Source organism: Pseudomonas sp. NPDC098747, from assembly GCF_044760045.1.
GTDB lineage: Bacteria > Pseudomonadota > Gammaproteobacteria > Pseudomonadales > Pseudomonadaceae > Aquipseudomonas.
The window spans coordinates 1-14,176 of the sequence record NZ_JBIWAL010000089.1 but is presented as its reverse complement, the minus strand read 5'-3'; the positions used below and the strand labels follow the sequence as shown (position 1 = coordinate 14,176).

Here is a 14,176-nt window from a genome sequence, read left to right as displayed (position 1 = left end):
GCGACCGCACCTGTCCTTAAAATACAAAACGCCCGACGCGGTGCATCGGGCGTTGGGGTGAAAAAGGTGTAAACCTATTTCAGGACTAGACACAGTTTAAACAAATGCCTGTCCGCTAAAACCGCGGGGCAAGCGCTGAAGTCCGACCATTGTCGTCAGCCGTTCAATCCATTCGGCGCGCCAGTCTGCTGGGCCGTGTGAGGTTTTTGCTCGTCGCGCGGTGCGGCGAGCCGCATTGCGCTGGTCTTTTCTTGCTTGTTTGAAGGCATCGGTATTGCGGCAACTGCGGCACTTTACGCGATTGAGTTCTTTGCTCGCGCTCAGTTGTTCGCCTTTGTGACCACAGGCCAGATGCCCGTCGACGTTGAAGTGGATGACCATGCACTGTCTCCTTCGTGACGTGTACAAGTTATGACCATTTCAATACAGCGACGTTCGGCGATTGGAACTGCAGGCAAAAAAACACCCGCATGCGGGCGGGTGAGAGGGGTGTTTCTAAAGGAGTAACCCTACTGTAGGCCAGCAGATGTGATGGTTATGTGAAAAGAATTACGCCAATTCACAAACCCGATAAAAAGCGCACAGGCAAAAGCGCGGTGACGCTCGTGCCACCGCTGGTAAGGCCAGCTGATTACCGCTGAAAAACCGCTGTCATCTGAATCGAGGCAGCGGCCGATCGACGGGCTTGAGTGCCGACAGGGTATTGCGAATCAGCGGTGTATCTTTCTCGACATCATTCAGACGATCGCGGATGCGCAATGCGGTCGGGTGCCCGCCTTGGTGATCGACCCAGTCGGCGATCTCTTTGCAAGCCGCTGCGAGGCGCGCCTGCCGGGCGTCGAGCAGGGTGAGGAGGGTGGTGATGGACTCTTTTTCGGACATGAAACACCTCCGTAACAAAAAACCGCTGAGCAGCAGCAAAAAGCCCGCGAGTTGCGAGCTTTCTGCCGATGGGGTGCTGCTCCTTCAGCAGGTTTCAGTATAGACCCGCTGCTGATCGGCATCAGCTGGAAAACTGGCGGGCCGGTGTGGTTGAACTGACTGCGTTGAGGCGTGTGCATTCGCGTCGGGCGTCATCTTCCACGTCGTAGCCATCGCCGATGAAACCCGTTGTGCGGGTATCGCAGATGCGAAACCAGCTTTGGGCTTCGGCGGGATCATGCTGGCTATCACTGGCGCGTCGCCCGTGAATGATGATCTTGTTGCAACGCTTCACGACGAAAATGTCTTCCATGGCGTCACCGCAGTTGATTCGTGTCACATCAACTATAGAAGCCTTAAGCAATTGTGCAAAAAACAGCCAGGTCAGCTCGTCGGTTGCAGGCGCCTTGAAACGATGCCCCGCCGATCAAGGGGCGACTGTCATCTCACTCATGCGCTCAAGAAACATCGCCAGGGCCACTTCCTCGGTGCGCAGCCCCTTGCGCACGCGTGGACGCGGCAATTCGGCGAGCGCGCCGAGCATGAAGTTTTCCACCACAGCCGGGTGGATGTAGCACTTGCGGCACACAGCAGGCGTGTTGCCCAGCTGTTTGGCGACGCCTTTGACCATGTCCACCACGTGCCGTTTAGCTTCGGTTTCGGACTCGTGTTTAAGCTCGCGCAACACGGCCAAGGCCAAGGCACTGCCGGCCCAGGTGCGGTAGTCCTTGGCGGTGAAGTCGGCGCCGGTCAGGGTTTTCAGGTAAGCGTTGACGTCGGAAGAGCTGACAGTGTGCCGCTCGCCCTGTTCATCCAGATACTGAAACAGGTTCTGACCTGGGAGTTCCAGGCAACGTTTGATGACCCGCGCCAGGCGTCGATCCTTCACGGTGATCTGGTGTTCGATGCCGCTCTTGCCGCGAAACTGGAACAGAATCGCACTGCCGTTGACCTCGACATGCCGACTGCGCAGGGTGGTCAAGCCGTAGGAGCGATTGTCCCGCGCGTACTGCGTATTACCGACCCGAATCAGAGTGGCGTCGAGCAGGGTGATCACGGTAGCCATGACCTTGTCGCGACTGAAACCGGGTGCGGCCAGCAGCGCTTCCAGTTGTTTGCGTAACTTCGGCAATGCCTGGCCGAACTCGCGCAATCTTGAATATTTGTCGGCATCGCGTACTTCACGCCAGCGCGCGTGATACCGATATTGCTTGCGGCCACGGGCATCGCGGCCGGTGGCTTGCAGATGACCGCGCGGGTCGGGGCAGATCCACACGTCGGTGTAGGCCGGCGGCACGGCGAGCGCGTTGATGCGTTTGATTTCGTCCGCATCGGTAATGCGCTGGCCCGACGGTTCGAAATAACTGAACGTGCCGCGCAGTTTTTTGCGGGTGATGCCGGGCTGTGTGTCATCCACGTAATGCAGGTCGGATGGCAGTGCATCGATCAGCTCGGTGTCGGGCATGGCGGCTTCCTTTGGTGGCGCGGCGGTCTGTAAATCGATTGACCGCACGCCGAAGCCGTCGTGCCGAATGATTTACGCGAGCACCGCGACTGCCTTAATTTGTGCCCACAGTTGCAGGCCCGGACGCACGCCCAATTGATCGCGGGAGAATCTGGTGATGCGCGCCAGCAAGGGCGTGCCGCCCGCGTCGAGACGAATCAGCACGTGGGCGGCGTTGTCCGCCGCCAGTTCACTGATTACGGTGACCGGCAGGCGATTGAGGATGCTGCTCGATTCGTTGTTTTGCAGTGCCAGACTGATGTCGCGCGCATGCACCTTGCAGCGCAAAGTCTGGCCCACCGCCATTGGCGCGTGGGTTACGCGGATGTTCATTTCGGTGGCCGGTAATTGCAGGCTCAGCAACTGATAATCCGCGTCGTAGGCGCTGACCTGGCCTTCGATGATTACGCCGGCGTCATCGCCCATGGCCATCGGCAAGTCCAGACGGGCGAGGGTTTCGCCAATCGGCCCGCTGGCCAGGGCCTTGCCGTCGCTGAGCAACACCAGATGATCGGCCAGGCGCGCGACCTCATCCTGCGCATGGCTGACGTACAACAGCGGAATATCCAGCTCATCATGCAGGCGTTGCAGGTACGGCAATATCTCGTTTTTGCGCTGACTGTCGAGTGCCGCCAGCGGCTCGTCCATCAGCAGCAGTTTCGGGCTGGTCAGCAGCGCCCGGGCGATGCCGACACGCTGTCGCTCGCCACCGGAGAGATGCTGCGGATGACGCTCAAGCAGATGACCGATACCGAGCAATTCGGTGGCTTGTGCCATGTCGACCCGGCGCTGGGACCTGGCAATACGTTTGAGGCCGAATTGCAGGTTGGCCAGCACTGACAGATGCGGAAACAGGCTGGCTTCTTGAAACACATAACCCAACGCGCGCTTGTGCGGCGGGACGAAAATACCGTTGTCGCTGTCCTGCCACACCTCGTCGTTGATCTGGACGAAGCCTTGTTCGGCGCGTTCAAGCCCGGCAATGCAGCGCAGGCAAGTGGTTTTGCCCGACCCGGAATGGCCGAACAGCGCACTAACGCCGCGGCCCGGCAAGTGCAGATCAACGTCCAGGTTGAAGCCTGGATAGGCCATTTTCAAACGTGCATCAATCATCGATCAGCTCCAGCCCGCGCGGGTCTTGCGGCTGGAGTACAGCACCAGCAATACCAGAAACGAAAACACCAGCATCGCGCCAGCCAGCCAGTGGGCCTGTGCGTACTCCATTGCTTCAACGTGATCGTAGATTTGCACCGAGACCACGCGGGTCTTGTCGGGGATGTTGCCGCCAATCATCAGCACGACACCGAACTCACCGACGGTATGCGCGAAACCGAGGATCGCCGCAGTGATGAAGCCGGGGCGGGCCAGCGGCAGGATCACGCTAAAAAAGGTGTCCCACGGATTGGCGCGCAACGTTGCGGCCACCTCCAGCGGGCGAGTGCCGATCGCCGAAAACGCATTTTGCAGTGGTTGCACCACGAACGGCATGGAGTAGATCACCGAACCAATCACCAGCCCGGTGAAACTGAACGTCAGGGTGCCGAGCCCCAGCCATTGAGTGAACTGCCCGAGAAAACCGTGTGGCCCCATCATCAGCAACAGATAAAAACCGATGACGGTCGGCGGTAGCACGAGGGGCAGGGCGACAATCGCCCCGATCGGGCCGCGCAACCAGGAGCGGGTTCGCGACAACCACAGGGCAATCGGCGTGCCGATAACCAACAGGATCACGGTGGTCAGGGACGCCAGTTTCAGTGTCAGCCAGATCGCCGCGAAATCGGCACTCGTCAGCGACATTTAGAGTTGGTAGCCGTAAGACTTGATCACCGCAGCGGCTTTCGGGCCCTTGAGGTATTCAACCAGCGCCTTGGCGGCGGCGTTGTCCTTGCCCTTGCTGAGGATCACCGCGTCCTGTTTGATCGGGTCATGCAGGCTGGCCGGCACGATCCACGCCGAACCGCTGGTGACTTTGCCTTCCTTGTAAATCTGCGACAGCGCGACGAAGCCCAGTTCGGCGTTGCCGGTCGAGACGAACTGATAGGCCTGGGTGATGTTCTGGCCTTCGACGATCTTGGCTTTGGTTGCTTCGGTCAGTTTCAGCTTTTCGAGCACTTGCGTTGCTGCCAAGCCGTACGGCGCAGCTTTCGGATTGGCGATGGACAGATGCCGGTATTCGTTCTGCTTCAGAACTTCACCTTTGGCGTCGACGTAACCTTCCTTCGCCGACCATAACGCCAGAGTGCCAACGGCGTAAGTGAAGCGTGAGCCCTTGACGGTATCGCCTGCTTTTTCGAGTTTTTCCGGCGTGGTGTCGTCGGCCGAGAGCAGCACTTCGAACGGAGCGCCGTTCTTGATCTGAGTGTAAAACTGGCCAGTGGCGCCATAGGCTGCGACCAGTTTGTGCCCGGTGTCCTTTTCGAAATCGGCAGCGATAGCCTGAATCGGTGCAGTGAAATTCGCAGCAACAGCAACCTGCACTTCATCAGCCTGAGCAGCGCCGATGACGAACACCGCAATTAAGGAGGCCAGGCAGGCAGGGGCAAAACGTGAGGCACGAATGGTCATGTAACAGCTCCGTTGTGGGCGGTGCAGAGGGCCGTTTTTATTCGAGGTTGTCTGCGCCGTTGCGAAGGGGGAATCGCTATGTAGCGAAATATATAGCGATCCCCGCTGTGTGGCGAGAGGATTTATCCCAGTGGGTCGTTTGACCTAAAAAGCATCCCTTCGACCAGCATCAACGCCGAATCAGCCTCGCCAATGCGCCCTCGGCCAGTTGGCGAGTCAGTTCAGCACTGCTGAGGTCTTGGCCCAGCGGGAATGCTTGGCCTGCCCAGAGGTTGGCGAACTGCGCATCATCTTTTGCACGCAGCGGCATCAGGGCACCACCGGCCAAGGGGAATGCCGGTGCTTTGGCCGACATTGGCCCGAGTTCGCGCATCACGCGGTTGAGAATGCCCCGCGCCGGGCGTCCGGTGAAAATGTTGGTGATTGCGGTCTCGCTCTCTTTGGCGGTGCGCAGGGCCTTGTGATGAGCGGCGCTGACTTTCGCTTCCGGTGTGAACAGATACGCGGTGCCAACCTGAACCGCCGAAGCGCCGAGCATGAAGGCTGCCGCGACACCTCGCGCATCTGCGATTGCACCGGCGGCAATCACCGGCACTGTCACCGCATCGACTATCTGCGGCACCAGTGCGAACGTGCCGACCTGACTGCTCAGGTCATCACTGAGAAACATCCCGCGATGACCGCCGGCCTCGTAGCCCATGGCGATGATCGCGTCACAGCCATTGCGCTCCAGCCAGATCGCTTCCTCTACGGTGGTTGCCGAAGAGAGGATTTTTGCGCCGGTGGCTTTCACTCGATCAAGCAGGGTTTTCTCTGGCAGACCGAAGTGAAAACTCACCACCTCCGGTCGAAACTCCTCCAACACCTCGCACGCCGCCGCATCGAATGGCGCGCGGTTGGAGACTGGTGTCGGCGCGTCGAAGTCGACACCCAGTTCGCGGTAGTACGGCTCCAACAGATTTTTCCAGTCGCGCGCCCGCTGTTCATCGGCGGCGGGCGGCTGGTGACAGAAAAAATTAACGTTGAAAGGCTTGTCGGTGTGTTGACGAATCGTCTTCAGTTCTTCGCGCAACTGTTCGAGGGTCAGCAAAGCTGCCGGCATCGAACCCAGGCCTCCAGCGTTGCACACGGCAATCACCATGGATGAAGGGGTGGCACCGGCCATCGGGCCCTGGATGATCGGCAGTTGAATACCGAGCAGCTCGAGAATGCGGGTGTCTGGCCATTGGCTCATGGAAGCGGTACTCCGAACGATGAAGCGAGCAGGGACAGTTATTTACCAGCAAAACCAGCCCCGAAGCCACTGTGAAATTCAGAACACCGCGAGTTACAGGCGATCATCGTCGATGAAACCCACCACCACCACCGCCGCCAAACGAATGGTTCATGAATTGCGAGGAGTTGTGAAAGTTGTTGGTGCGTTGGTTGCCGAAGTTGCGTGCAGCAGAATCGCGGTTCAGGTTTTGCAGTTGTGCATTGTTGTTGATCGGCTTGGCCCGTGTCGCACCGCCGCCAACCATCGATTGCCAGCCGTTGTCGGTTTTTTTGTACACGTTGCCGTCGCGCCCGGCATAAACGTTGTCGCCGATATGTGCAGCACCACTGTTGCGTCCGCGAATACCGCCATATTCGGTAGTTTTGCCGGTGTTGGGGTTATACACGGCACCGCGATTGGCGGTGACTTGTGTACCGTTGCGCACATTGCCCGCGGTGACGCGCTCGCCGGCAATGGCACCACCGTTCGGTCCCACTGCCGCACCACTGCGTCCCGCCGCATAGTTACCGGTGTAGACGTTGTGCACCGCCCCGCGCTGGCCTGCCGCGGCAACGCCAGTGCGGGAGTTATAGGAAGAGCCGACCTGACCCGCCCAGCGATTTCCGGTCCAGGCGTTGTAACCGGCGCCAGCACGGCTGACCGTCGCTCGGTCGCCCCACTGATGATAGATGTTGCCCGTGGTGCCGGCCCATCCACCTGGCCCCCACGCCACGGCGCCGCCGCGATAGCCGTAAGCTGCGCCACCCCAGGCCAGCGGTGCCGGATACAAGCGCGGACCCCAAGCGTAACCCCAACCATAATTGCCCCACCACGGATACGCGCCCCAGCCCCAACCCATGGCGACGGTGCTGCCGCCCCAGCTCCAGCCAAAACCGAAGCCGAAGGTCCAGCCGGTCCACGGTGTGTAACGGATGGCGACGCCGAAGCCGTAGGTCACTGGCGGCCCATACCAGACACTGCCAACCCATGGCGTGTATGGATAACCGGTGCCGTAAACCACCACGCCGGTGGCAGGATCAAGATTGGAGCCCTGATAACCCGGGGTGTAGCCAACTACCACGGTATCGCCGCTGGCCTCGTAGACTTTGACGTAAGTCAGATAATGCATGGGCGAGCTCGGCGGGATCGAGTAGATCACCGCCGGCACAGAACTGGCCACGATCCACGCGCCCTTCACTGTGGTAGCGTTGAACCAGATACCGTTTTCCACTGCATACCAACTGTTGTTGTCGACCCGGATAATCGGCGTTGCACTGTTGACCACGTATTGCAGAGGTGTGCTGTTAATGGCTTTGAGCTGTGGCTCGCCATCGAACTGCGGCGCAGTCATTTTCACCGCGCTTTTCTTGATTGCCGAAGTCTGCGGGATGGTCGCAGCGATCGCTGCCTCCTTGGCTTGCGGCGTGCCGGCGACCGAGGCTTTGACGTTTTCTTTCGGGCTGTCGTCGGGGATGTTGGCAAAGTCTGCCGGCAGCTTGTCCGCCTGGGTAAACGTCCACGGACCGTTCATGTCGCTGGCGCGGAACCAGCGACCGGAGATCAACACGTAACTGTTCTGATCGCCGATCTCCTTGAAGATGTGCCCGGTGGTGTTGCTCACGTACAGCAGGCTTGTGCCTTGAATCGGCAGCCACTGCGGCGCACCGTCGGTGACAAGCAGCTCGGTGGGTGTAGTGGCGACAAAGATTTTCGGCTGCGGCGGCTTGGCCAGACTGGGGATCTTGTCTTTCGGGTCACTCTGCCCGGTCAGCAGATCCACCTGACGACTGGCGATGGCGGCCTGCTTGGCTTTTTCCAGTTCGGCGGGCGGGGCGGCCAGGCGCGTGTAGTCGCCGTTGATCTGGTCCGCAACCATCCAACCATCGAATACATGCAGGTAATGTTTGCCCTGCGCATCTTTAAGCAGCAGTGGGCGGGTGTTGATCACCCGTTGCAGCGCCGTACCCTCAACCGGACGATAGGCGGCATCACCGTCGATGTAGACAAGCAGTGCCGGGACGTCGGAGCTGATGATCGCGGGCGGGGTGTTTTCCAGCGGCGCATTGTCAGCTTTTTGTTCGGCGGATAGCACGCCCACGGCGGCCTCGAGTTGATCCAGTGAAATGGTTTTCTTGCGGCTTCCGGCGTCTTTTTCCAGCGCCGCCAGCCATTTGTCAGCCTGAGTGGCATCAGCGGGAAAGTCGGCTTTGATTATTTTGTATTGATCGAGTGCGACCCAGCGTGTGGCCTTGTCGACCAGCGTATGGGCACTGAACTGGACAATGCCGTAAGTGGCTTTGCCATCGGCACCGGTCGCTTCAACGGCAGCGCGGGCATTGAGGGTGTAGCCGTCCCAACTGTCGAATTGTGGCTGGTAAACGGTCAGTCTGGCCTTATCAATGGTGATGACTTGCGGCCATGCAGGCTCACTTGGAGCGGCCTCGGTGGGTTGGTTGGCCGGCGCTGCCGAGACATTGCCAAAGGACAGCAGACACAGAATCAGCATCGCTACAAATGATCGCGGGTAAAACATTGTCAGCTCCATCGACAGGCCTTTTTCTGAAGAATAACAGCGAAAGCATCATCGTCGAAAAAGCATAGTCGGCCGCCATGGAAATACCTGGCCGATTCATGGGTTGGCTTAAAGTCGAGTGTGGCAACGTGTTGCGATGTGGGCGGGTTACACCGCAATGTTGTGCATTCTGGCCCTCGAACGTAATGGCGTGACGCCGGGGCCGGGTGAGGTGCTTGATACCGGGGCCAATGGCGGCGTCGGCAGTTTCGTGTGGACGTCAACCGCTGAAGCGGCGAGCACCCTCAGGGCTGTGTTTCACGTTCCAGCAGTTGCCGTTTACGTTCGACGCCCCAGCGATAGCCGGAAAGATTGCCATCGCTGCGCACCACGCGGTGGCAAGGGATTGCCACGGCTAAACGGTTGGCGCCGCAGGCCTGGGCCACGGCGCGCATGGACGTCGGCGCGCCGATGCGTTGGGCAATGTCGGCGTAACTGGCGGTGCTGCCGACCGGGATTTCCCGCAGCGCCTGCCACACGCGTTCCTGAAATGCCGTGCCGCGCACGTCCAGCGGCAGATCGAGGCCAATGGCCGGGGCTTCGATAAAGCCGACGACTCTGGCGATCAACTGTTCGAACCCGGCATCGGCGCCAATCAGGTTGGCTTTTCGGAACTGATCCTGCAGATCGCACACCAGTTGGTGAGGATCGTCGCCCAACAGAATCGCGCAAACCCCGCGCTCGCTTTGTGCAACCAGAATCGCCCCGAGCGAGCATTGTCCGACGGCAAAACGAATGTCGTTGTTCTGCCCGGCGGCGCGGTAGTCGCCGGGTTTCATTCCCAACAATTGATCGGCGGCTGCATAGAAACGGCTGTTGGAATTGAAACCTGCGTCATACAGCGCATCGGTCACCGAGCCGCCATCTGCAAGGCGTTCACGCACGCGGCGCGAACGCTGGGCGCTGGCGTAACCCTTGGGCGTCAATCCTGTAGCGGCTTTAAACACACGATGAAAATGAAAAGGACTCAGACCGGCCGTTTCGGCGAGTTCATTGAGCGCCGGCAAAGTGTCGGCGGACTCGATTTGCCGGCACGCTACCGCCACCTTCGCGGCATGTTGCGCGAGCACATCGCTCTGGTCCTTGCTGGCCCTTTTGCTTGGGCGGTAGCCGGCGGCTTCAGCTTCAAGCGCGGTATCGAAAAACTCAACATTCTGCGGTTTCGGCAGGCGCGCAAGACTGCTGGGGCGACAGTAGATGCCTGTGGTTTTCACCGCATACACGAACATCCCATCCGCTCGTGCATCCCGTGCGACAACCGCGGCCCAGCGTGGATCGGCTTCAATGTTGGGCGTGCTCGAAAGCGTTTTCATGATGGGTAATCCGTTGACCTGTTTGATTCAGGTTAACCAGCGTTGGTGGGCACAACACTCCGGGCCTTGCGGTCAAACTTTTGCGGCTGTTTCTTTCGCTATCCGGCAACACGAAAAGTCAGATTGATCCGCTGTTCGCCAAGCTGTGGATGCCGCCCTTGCTTGATCGGTAAAACACCGTGGAAACGCAAGCGATCGACACCGCCCCAAACCACCATGTCGCCATGCAGCAGAGGGATCCGCTGGCTCTTGTCACTGCGCGCAAATCCACCGAACAGGAACATCGCCGGCAACCCCAGCGACAGCGAAACGATCGGTGCTGCGTAGGCATTTTCGTCTTTGTCCTGATGCAATGACATTTTGGCGCCGGGGATATAGCGGTTGATCAAGCAGGAATCTGCCTTGAAATCAGAAAACCCGGCCTCCAGCGCCGCTGCCTCTGCCAGATCGGCAAACACCGGCGGCAGCTCAGGCCAGGGGTGTCCACTGAGTGGGTCGACACTTGAGTAACGATAGCCGCTGCGGTCAGTAATCCAGCCCAGTCGCCCACAACTGCTGGTACCCACCGACATGCTGAAACCACCCGGCGTGACCATGTGGCGGAGCGGGGCGGCGACCAGGACGGCATCCAGCGTCGGCAACAATTGATCGATCAAAGGCTGGGCGAATCCGCGCAGCACCCACGATTGCTCGCCGATCTGTTCGGCGCATGGCTGCTGTGCGGGTTCGTGGTCAGCGAACAGATCGAAAGTGTGCGGGTGCATGGCGATCACCAGAACCTTGCGGCGGTCATTCTGCCGCTGCGTTACAGGGCTTTGCTGACGGCGATATCGCTGATCACATCGTCAGTCTGGCCGTGGATTGCGTCGAGAGCAGCCTTGGCTTCTTCCTCGGTGCCGTTTTCCAGTTGTGCGAACTCAAAACGGCGCTCGCCGTTGAGTTTGTACTTGATGACGTATTTGGTCGTTTGGGCCACGGTCATGGATACCTGTCTGTATGGGCGGGGCGGCTCAGCTGAGTTTGGTGCTGGAGCGGCGGATGATCTTGATCGAGTGCGTCAGCGTGGGTTTGCGTGTAACGCTGATTGCCCGGCTGCTGACAGTGTCGATGGTGATGTTCCAGAAACCGGTGCTCGGCGCGGTGATACGAGCCGGGAAGGTGTCGAAAGCGCCGCCGTGATAAGAGTGACGACCGCCATTTTTGAAGCTGCGGAAGTTGGCGTCGCTCATCAAACGGATGTTGCATTTTTGCGAACATTGGATGACGACGATGTCGTCTTCGTTGAGGTGTTCGCGCTGGTGAATAAATTTCATGGGCGCCTCCAGAAGGGCTTTTTCTACAAAATCAAAACGATAGCTTGTAATTGGGCGCAGTTTATCAGCCTGCACGGGTTATTATCTGGCCGTCGGGCGTTGGTTTGACAATTTTGAACAGATATTCGCGATTGGATGCAGGTTAAATGCAGAAGGCCCCGGAGAAAAACAGCATTTGTGCTGTCGGACGGTCTTTAACGGAGGTTTTGTATGAAGTGGGGTGTGGTGTGTCTGCCGTTGATTCTGGCTGTGGGTGGTTGTGCGAGCGTTGCCGAAATCGATGAAACGCTGCCGACCGTGAGCGTCATCTCCGGCAAGAAGCCCCATGAGTATGCGCAGTGCCTGACCGAAAAACTGGCGAACAGCCGCGGCGCGCTGCAGGTGGAACCGCACAAGGAAGGGGTTCGCGTGATTGTCCCGGGCAAACTCTCCTCCGGGCCCGCTGCGGTGTTTGACATCGAAGACCGCTCCGGCGGTAGCAGCATCAAGCTTCATGAGCGCATGTCCAATGTGCCGGTGCGTCCGCGCGATGTGCGTAACGCTGCCAATGCCTGCATTTCCGGCTGATAGACTATTGGTCATCAGCATCAATGCCGTTACAGTCATGCTGTGACGGCATTTTCATTTCTGGAGTCGCGATGAAGCGAGAGCAAGTGCGGGACCGCCATGCAGAGGGCCTGATCTCTGCCACCCATGTCATCCAGAACCCGGCAACTTCCGGGGAGTGGATCGTATTTTTCAAGAAAAGCGCCGGGCGCAGTTATTTCCTGGTGGACGATAACGACGAAGTCGAATCTTTCAATCGGCTCGACGATCTGATCGAAGTTGTACGCGGACTCGGGATCAAGTTCGCGGAAATTCACATGTAGGGTCTATTTGCAGACCACTACCACGCTGCGGTTTTTGTAGTTACCAACATCGACACCCAATGTCTTATCGCTTTCCTTAGGCGCCGGTGTGCCGTCAGTGCCGACGATGCGGTAGCCGGTGCCGGCGCAGGAGGCGTCAGCCTTCTCGTAGCAGGTCGCCCAGGAATTGGCTTCGCCGGAGCAGTCGATGGTCAGGCCCTGTTCGCCGTTGTTCAGGGTGGTCGGCTGGGAAGTGGCACAGCCGCTCAATACCAGTACCGCAATCAGTGGCAAAAATTTGTTCATGTTCATAGTTGTCGTCTTCAGCGATGGGGGGACTAGACGCTCTGACAGCGCCGGTGTGAAAAGGTTATAGCGATTGGCCACTTGTTTGTACGCAAGCACAAAAAAGCCCTGCTCGACGGCAGGGCTTGCGGCGCGTTGCAGCGGATCAGTCCTGATCTTTGCCGCGGCGCTTTGCCGACGCAGGGGTGTCAGTGAATACCGACGCTACATCAGTCGCCATCTGCTCGCTGTCGAAAGGCCCTGCAACGTGTTCGCCATTGGTAGTGGTGAGAGTCCACTTTGCGTCTTTCTTGTCGATCACATACCCGTTGATGATTTTTACGGCGGCCATCTAATCTGTCTCGTTCGCTGGTTCAAAGTCGCCATGATACCGGCAAATGCTCACAATGGGGGGGCGATGAGCGTATGGTGATCCAGCTTGCCGGCCACTTTGAGCTACGCTGAGCGATGGTCTACAGATGCCGATGGAACTATCGGCGAGAATATTTCTCTATGTTGGCATCGGTTAGCCAGTGCGGGGCATTGTAAGGTGCACGCCGCCTGATTAGACTGCGCCGAAACTCGTACACACAGCCTTTTCAAGGACTTATATGATCAAGAAATGCTTGTTTCCAGCAGCCGGTTACGGCACTCGCTTCCTGCCAGCGACTAAAGCCATGCCTAAAGAAATGCTGCCGGTGGTAAACAAGCCACTGATCCAGTACGGCGTTGAAGAAGCTCTGGACGCTGGCCTGACTGAAATCTCGATCGTTACCGGTCGCGGCAAGCGCGCTCTGGAAGACCATTTCGACATCAGCTACGAGCTGGAAAACCAGATCAAAGGCACCGACAAGGAAAAATACCTGGTCGGTATCCGCAAACTGCTGGACGAGTGCTCGTTCTCCTACACCCGTCAGACCGAAATGAAAGGTTTGGGCCACGCCATCCTGACCGGCCGCCCGCTGATCGGTGACGAACCGTTCGCGGTGGTGCTGGCGGACGACCTGTGCGTCAACCTCGAAGGCGACGGCGTACTGACCCAGATGGTCAAGCTGTACAAGCAGTTCCGCTGCTCGATCGTGGCCATCCAGGAAGTCGATCCGCAGGAAACTCAGAAGTACGGCGTTATTGCCGGTGAGATGATTCGCGACGATATCTATCGCGTTCACAGCATGGTCGAGAAGCCAAAGCCGGAAGATGCGCCGTCGAACCTGGCGATCATCGGTCGCTACATTCTGACTCCGGACATTTTCGACCTGCTTGAACAGACCGAGCCAGGCAAAGGCGGCGAAATACAGATCACCGACGCCCTGATGAAACAAGCCCAGAACGGCTGCGTAATGGCCTACAAGTTCAAAGGCAAGCGTTTCGACTGCGGCGGCGCTGAAGGCTACATCGACGCGACCAACTTCTGCTTCGAAAACTTCTACAAGACTGGCAAGGCTTACTAAGAGCGCTTGATTGGTCTGTACGAAAAAGCCACCTTCGGGTGGCTTTTTCATTTTCAGTGTCGCGTCCTGAATAAGGTTTACACCTTCTGGCTTTTTATCAGGAGGGCGCAATGGATACGGGCGGAAGACGCAGTCAGAGAGATTACACG

At 58.5% G+C, this 14,176-nt stretch carries 18 protein-coding genes and 1 pseudogene; 4 read left to right on the top strand and 15 right to left on the bottom strand.

The genetic code is table 11. The features are described from left to right. Window positions 1-96: 96 nt before the first annotated feature. The 9 genes from ACIQVE_RS28060 to ACIQVE_RS28020 all read right to left on the bottom strand — a co-directional run bounded on the left by ACIQVE_RS28060 (window position 97) and on the right by ACIQVE_RS28020 (window position 8,778). The gene (locus ACIQVE_RS28060; RefSeq protein WP_402814926.1) at window positions 97-381 is read right to left on the bottom strand and encodes a hypothetical protein; all 285 of its coding nucleotides are present in this window, start codon (window positions 379-381) and stop codon (window positions 97-99) included. A gap of 270 nt (window positions 382-651) precedes the next feature. After that, window positions 652-882, bottom strand: coding sequence for a hypothetical protein (locus ACIQVE_RS28055; protein ID WP_402814923.1), 231 nt, complete (start codon window positions 880-882; stop codon window positions 652-654). A 121-nt stretch (window positions 883-1,003) separates the two neighbouring features. Continuing rightward, window positions 1,004-1,234, bottom strand: coding sequence for a hypothetical protein (locus tag ACIQVE_RS28050; RefSeq protein ID WP_402814920.1), 231 nt, complete (start codon window positions 1,232-1,234; stop codon window positions 1,004-1,006). 114 nt (window positions 1,235-1,348) lie between these two features. Continuing rightward, window positions 1,349-2,386, bottom strand: a complete 1,038-nt coding sequence (locus tag ACIQVE_RS28045) for a DNA topoisomerase IB (protein WP_402814917.1) — start codon at window positions 2,384-2,386, stop codon at window positions 1,349-1,351. 72 nt (window positions 2,387-2,458) lie between these two features. Further along, entirely contained in the window at window positions 2,459-3,538 is a 1,080-nt protein-coding gene (gene modC, locus ACIQVE_RS28040) for a molybdenum ABC transporter ATP-binding protein (RefSeq protein WP_402814914.1), read from the bottom strand. A 3-nt stretch (window positions 3,539-3,541) separates the two neighbouring features. Next, window positions 3,542-4,222 (bottom strand): molybdate ABC transporter permease subunit, encoded by a 681-nt coding sequence (modB, locus tag ACIQVE_RS28035; RefSeq protein ID WP_402814911.1) that lies wholly within the window; start codon window positions 4,220-4,222, stop codon window positions 3,542-3,544. Next, window positions 4,223-4,990, bottom strand: coding sequence for a molybdate ABC transporter substrate-binding protein (gene modA, locus ACIQVE_RS28030; protein ID WP_402814908.1), 768 nt, complete (start codon window positions 4,988-4,990; stop codon window positions 4,223-4,225). Window positions 4,991-5,159: 169 nt separating this feature from the next. Next, window positions 5,160-6,224, bottom strand: a complete 1,065-nt coding sequence (locus ACIQVE_RS28025) for an NAD(P)H-dependent flavin oxidoreductase (protein ID WP_402814905.1) — start codon at window positions 6,222-6,224, stop codon at window positions 5,160-5,162. Window positions 6,225-6,327: 103 nt separating this feature from the next. Then, window positions 6,328-8,778, bottom strand: a complete 2,451-nt coding sequence (locus ACIQVE_RS28020) for an autotransporter (protein WP_402814902.1) — start codon at window positions 8,776-8,778, stop codon at window positions 6,328-6,330. Between the two features lie 142 nt (window positions 8,779-8,920). Here ACIQVE_RS28020 and ACIQVE_RS28015 point away from each other — a divergent pair. Continuing rightward, window positions 8,921-9,028 (top strand): annotated as a pseudogene (locus tag ACIQVE_RS28015) (oxidoreductase); the annotation flags it as partial. A gap of 34 nt (window positions 9,029-9,062) precedes the next feature. Here the strand turns inward: ACIQVE_RS28015 and ada are convergent. From ada to ACIQVE_RS27995, 4 genes are all read right to left on the bottom strand, one after another. After that, window positions 9,063-10,130 (bottom strand): bifunctional DNA-binding transcriptional regulator/O6-methylguanine-DNA methyltransferase Ada, encoded by a 1,068-nt coding sequence (ada, locus tag ACIQVE_RS28010; protein ID WP_402814899.1) that lies wholly within the window; start codon window positions 10,128-10,130, stop codon window positions 9,063-9,065. A 98-nt stretch (window positions 10,131-10,228) separates the two neighbouring features. Then, window positions 10,229-10,894, bottom strand: a complete 666-nt coding sequence (gene alkB / locus ACIQVE_RS28005; RefSeq protein WP_402814896.1) for a DNA oxidative demethylase AlkB — start codon at window positions 10,892-10,894, stop codon at window positions 10,229-10,231. Window positions 10,895-10,935: 41 nt separating this feature from the next. Continuing rightward, window positions 10,936-11,112 (bottom strand): hypothetical protein, encoded by a 177-nt coding sequence (locus tag ACIQVE_RS28000; protein WP_277761977.1) that lies wholly within the window; start codon window positions 11,110-11,112, stop codon window positions 10,936-10,938. A gap of 28 nt (window positions 11,113-11,140) precedes the next feature. Beyond that, on the bottom strand, window positions 11,141-11,443 hold the full coding sequence (locus ACIQVE_RS27995; RefSeq protein WP_402814892.1) for a DUF1883 domain-containing protein: 303 nt from the start codon (window positions 11,441-11,443) through the stop codon (window positions 11,141-11,143). Window positions 11,444-11,653: 210 nt separating this feature from the next. Here ACIQVE_RS27995 and ACIQVE_RS27990 point away from each other — a divergent pair, with 210 nt between their 5' ends. Continuing rightward, window positions 11,654-12,010 carry a hypothetical protein gene (locus ACIQVE_RS27990; RefSeq protein WP_402814889.1) on the top strand — a complete coding sequence of 119 codons (357 nt, stop codon included), beginning with the start codon at window positions 11,654-11,656 and terminating at the stop codon, window positions 12,008-12,010. A 71-nt stretch (window positions 12,011-12,081) separates the two neighbouring features. Further along, on the top strand, window positions 12,082-12,312 hold the full coding sequence (locus tag ACIQVE_RS27985; RefSeq protein ID WP_402814886.1) for a hypothetical protein: 231 nt from the start codon (window positions 12,082-12,084) through the stop codon (window positions 12,310-12,312). 3 nt (window positions 12,313-12,315) lie between these two features. Here the strand turns inward: ACIQVE_RS27985 and ACIQVE_RS27980 are convergent, their stop codons facing one another. Further along, window positions 12,316-12,597 (bottom strand): hypothetical protein, encoded by a 282-nt coding sequence (locus ACIQVE_RS27980; RefSeq protein WP_402814883.1) that lies wholly within the window; start codon window positions 12,595-12,597, stop codon window positions 12,316-12,318. 145 nt (window positions 12,598-12,742) lie between these two features. Further along, complete coding sequence (locus tag ACIQVE_RS27975) at window positions 12,743-12,928, bottom strand: hypothetical protein (protein ID WP_402814880.1); 186 nt, start codon at window positions 12,926-12,928, stop codon at window positions 12,743-12,745. A gap of 259 nt (window positions 12,929-13,187) precedes the next feature. Here ACIQVE_RS27975 and galU point away from each other — a divergent pair, with 259 nt between their 5' ends. Further along, complete coding sequence (gene galU, locus ACIQVE_RS27970; RefSeq protein ID WP_402814877.1) at window positions 13,188-14,027, top strand: UTP--glucose-1-phosphate uridylyltransferase GalU; 840 nt, start codon at window positions 13,188-13,190, stop codon at window positions 14,025-14,027. Window positions 14,028-14,176 lie beyond the last annotated feature (149 nt).

Excerpts from the sequence above, each read along its gene's own strand:
- modB (WP_402814911.1), bottom strand. The coding sequence starts at position 4,222 with ATGTCGCTGACGAGTGCCGATTTCGCGGCGATCTGGCTGACACTGAAA.
- ACIQVE_RS27995 (WP_402814892.1), bottom strand. The coding sequence starts at position 11,443 with ATGAAATTTATTCACCAGCGCGAACACCTCAACGAAGACGACATCGTC.
- ACIQVE_RS28045 (WP_402814917.1), bottom strand. The coding sequence starts at position 2,386 with ATGCCCGACACCGAGCTGATCGATGCACTGCCATCCGACCTGCATTAC.
- galU (WP_402814877.1), top strand. The coding sequence starts at position 13,188 with ATGATCAAGAAATGCTTGTTTCCAGCAGCCGGTTACGGCACTCGCTTC.
- ada (WP_402814899.1), bottom strand. The coding sequence starts at position 10,130 with ATGAAAACGCTTTCGAGCACGCCCAACATTGAAGCCGATCCACGCTGG.
- ACIQVE_RS28020 (WP_402814902.1), bottom strand. The coding sequence starts at position 8,778 with ATGTTTTACCCGCGATCATTTGTAGCGATGCTGATTCTGTGTCTGCTG.
- alkB (WP_402814896.1), bottom strand. The coding sequence starts at position 10,894 with ATGCACCCGCACACTTTCGATCTGTTCGCTGACCACGAACCCGCACAG.
- ACIQVE_RS27975 (WP_402814880.1), bottom strand. The coding sequence starts at position 12,928 with ATGGCCGCCGTAAAAATCATCAACGGGTATGTGATCGACAAGAAAGAC.
- ACIQVE_RS28060 (WP_402814926.1), bottom strand. The coding sequence starts at position 381 with ATGGTCATCCACTTCAACGTCGACGGGCATCTGGCCTGTGGTCACAAA.
- ACIQVE_RS27980 (WP_402814883.1), bottom strand. The coding sequence starts at position 12,597 with ATGAACAAATTTTTGCCACTGATTGCGGTACTGGTATTGAGCGGCTGT.
- ACIQVE_RS27985 (WP_402814886.1), top strand. The coding sequence starts at position 12,082 with ATGAAGCGAGAGCAAGTGCGGGACCGCCATGCAGAGGGCCTGATCTCT.
- modC (WP_402814914.1), bottom strand. The coding sequence starts at position 3,538 with ATGATTGATGCACGTTTGAAAATGGCCTATCCAGGCTTCAACCTGGAC.
- ACIQVE_RS28000 (WP_277761977.1), bottom strand. The coding sequence starts at position 11,112 with ATGACCGTGGCCCAAACGACCAAATACGTCATCAAGTACAAACTCAAC.
- ACIQVE_RS28025 (WP_402814905.1), bottom strand. The coding sequence starts at position 6,224 with ATGAGCCAATGGCCAGACACCCGCATTCTCGAGCTGCTCGGTATTCAA.
- ACIQVE_RS28055 (WP_402814923.1), bottom strand. The coding sequence starts at position 882 with ATGTCCGAAAAAGAGTCCATCACCACCCTCCTCACCCTGCTCGACGCC.
- ACIQVE_RS28050 (WP_402814920.1), bottom strand. The coding sequence starts at position 1,234 with ATGGAAGACATTTTCGTCGTGAAGCGTTGCAACAAGATCATCATTCAC.
- modA (WP_402814908.1), bottom strand. The coding sequence starts at position 4,990 with ATGACCATTCGTGCCTCACGTTTTGCCCCTGCCTGCCTGGCCTCCTTA.
- ACIQVE_RS27990 (WP_402814889.1), top strand. The coding sequence starts at position 11,654 with ATGAAGTGGGGTGTGGTGTGTCTGCCGTTGATTCTGGCTGTGGGTGGT.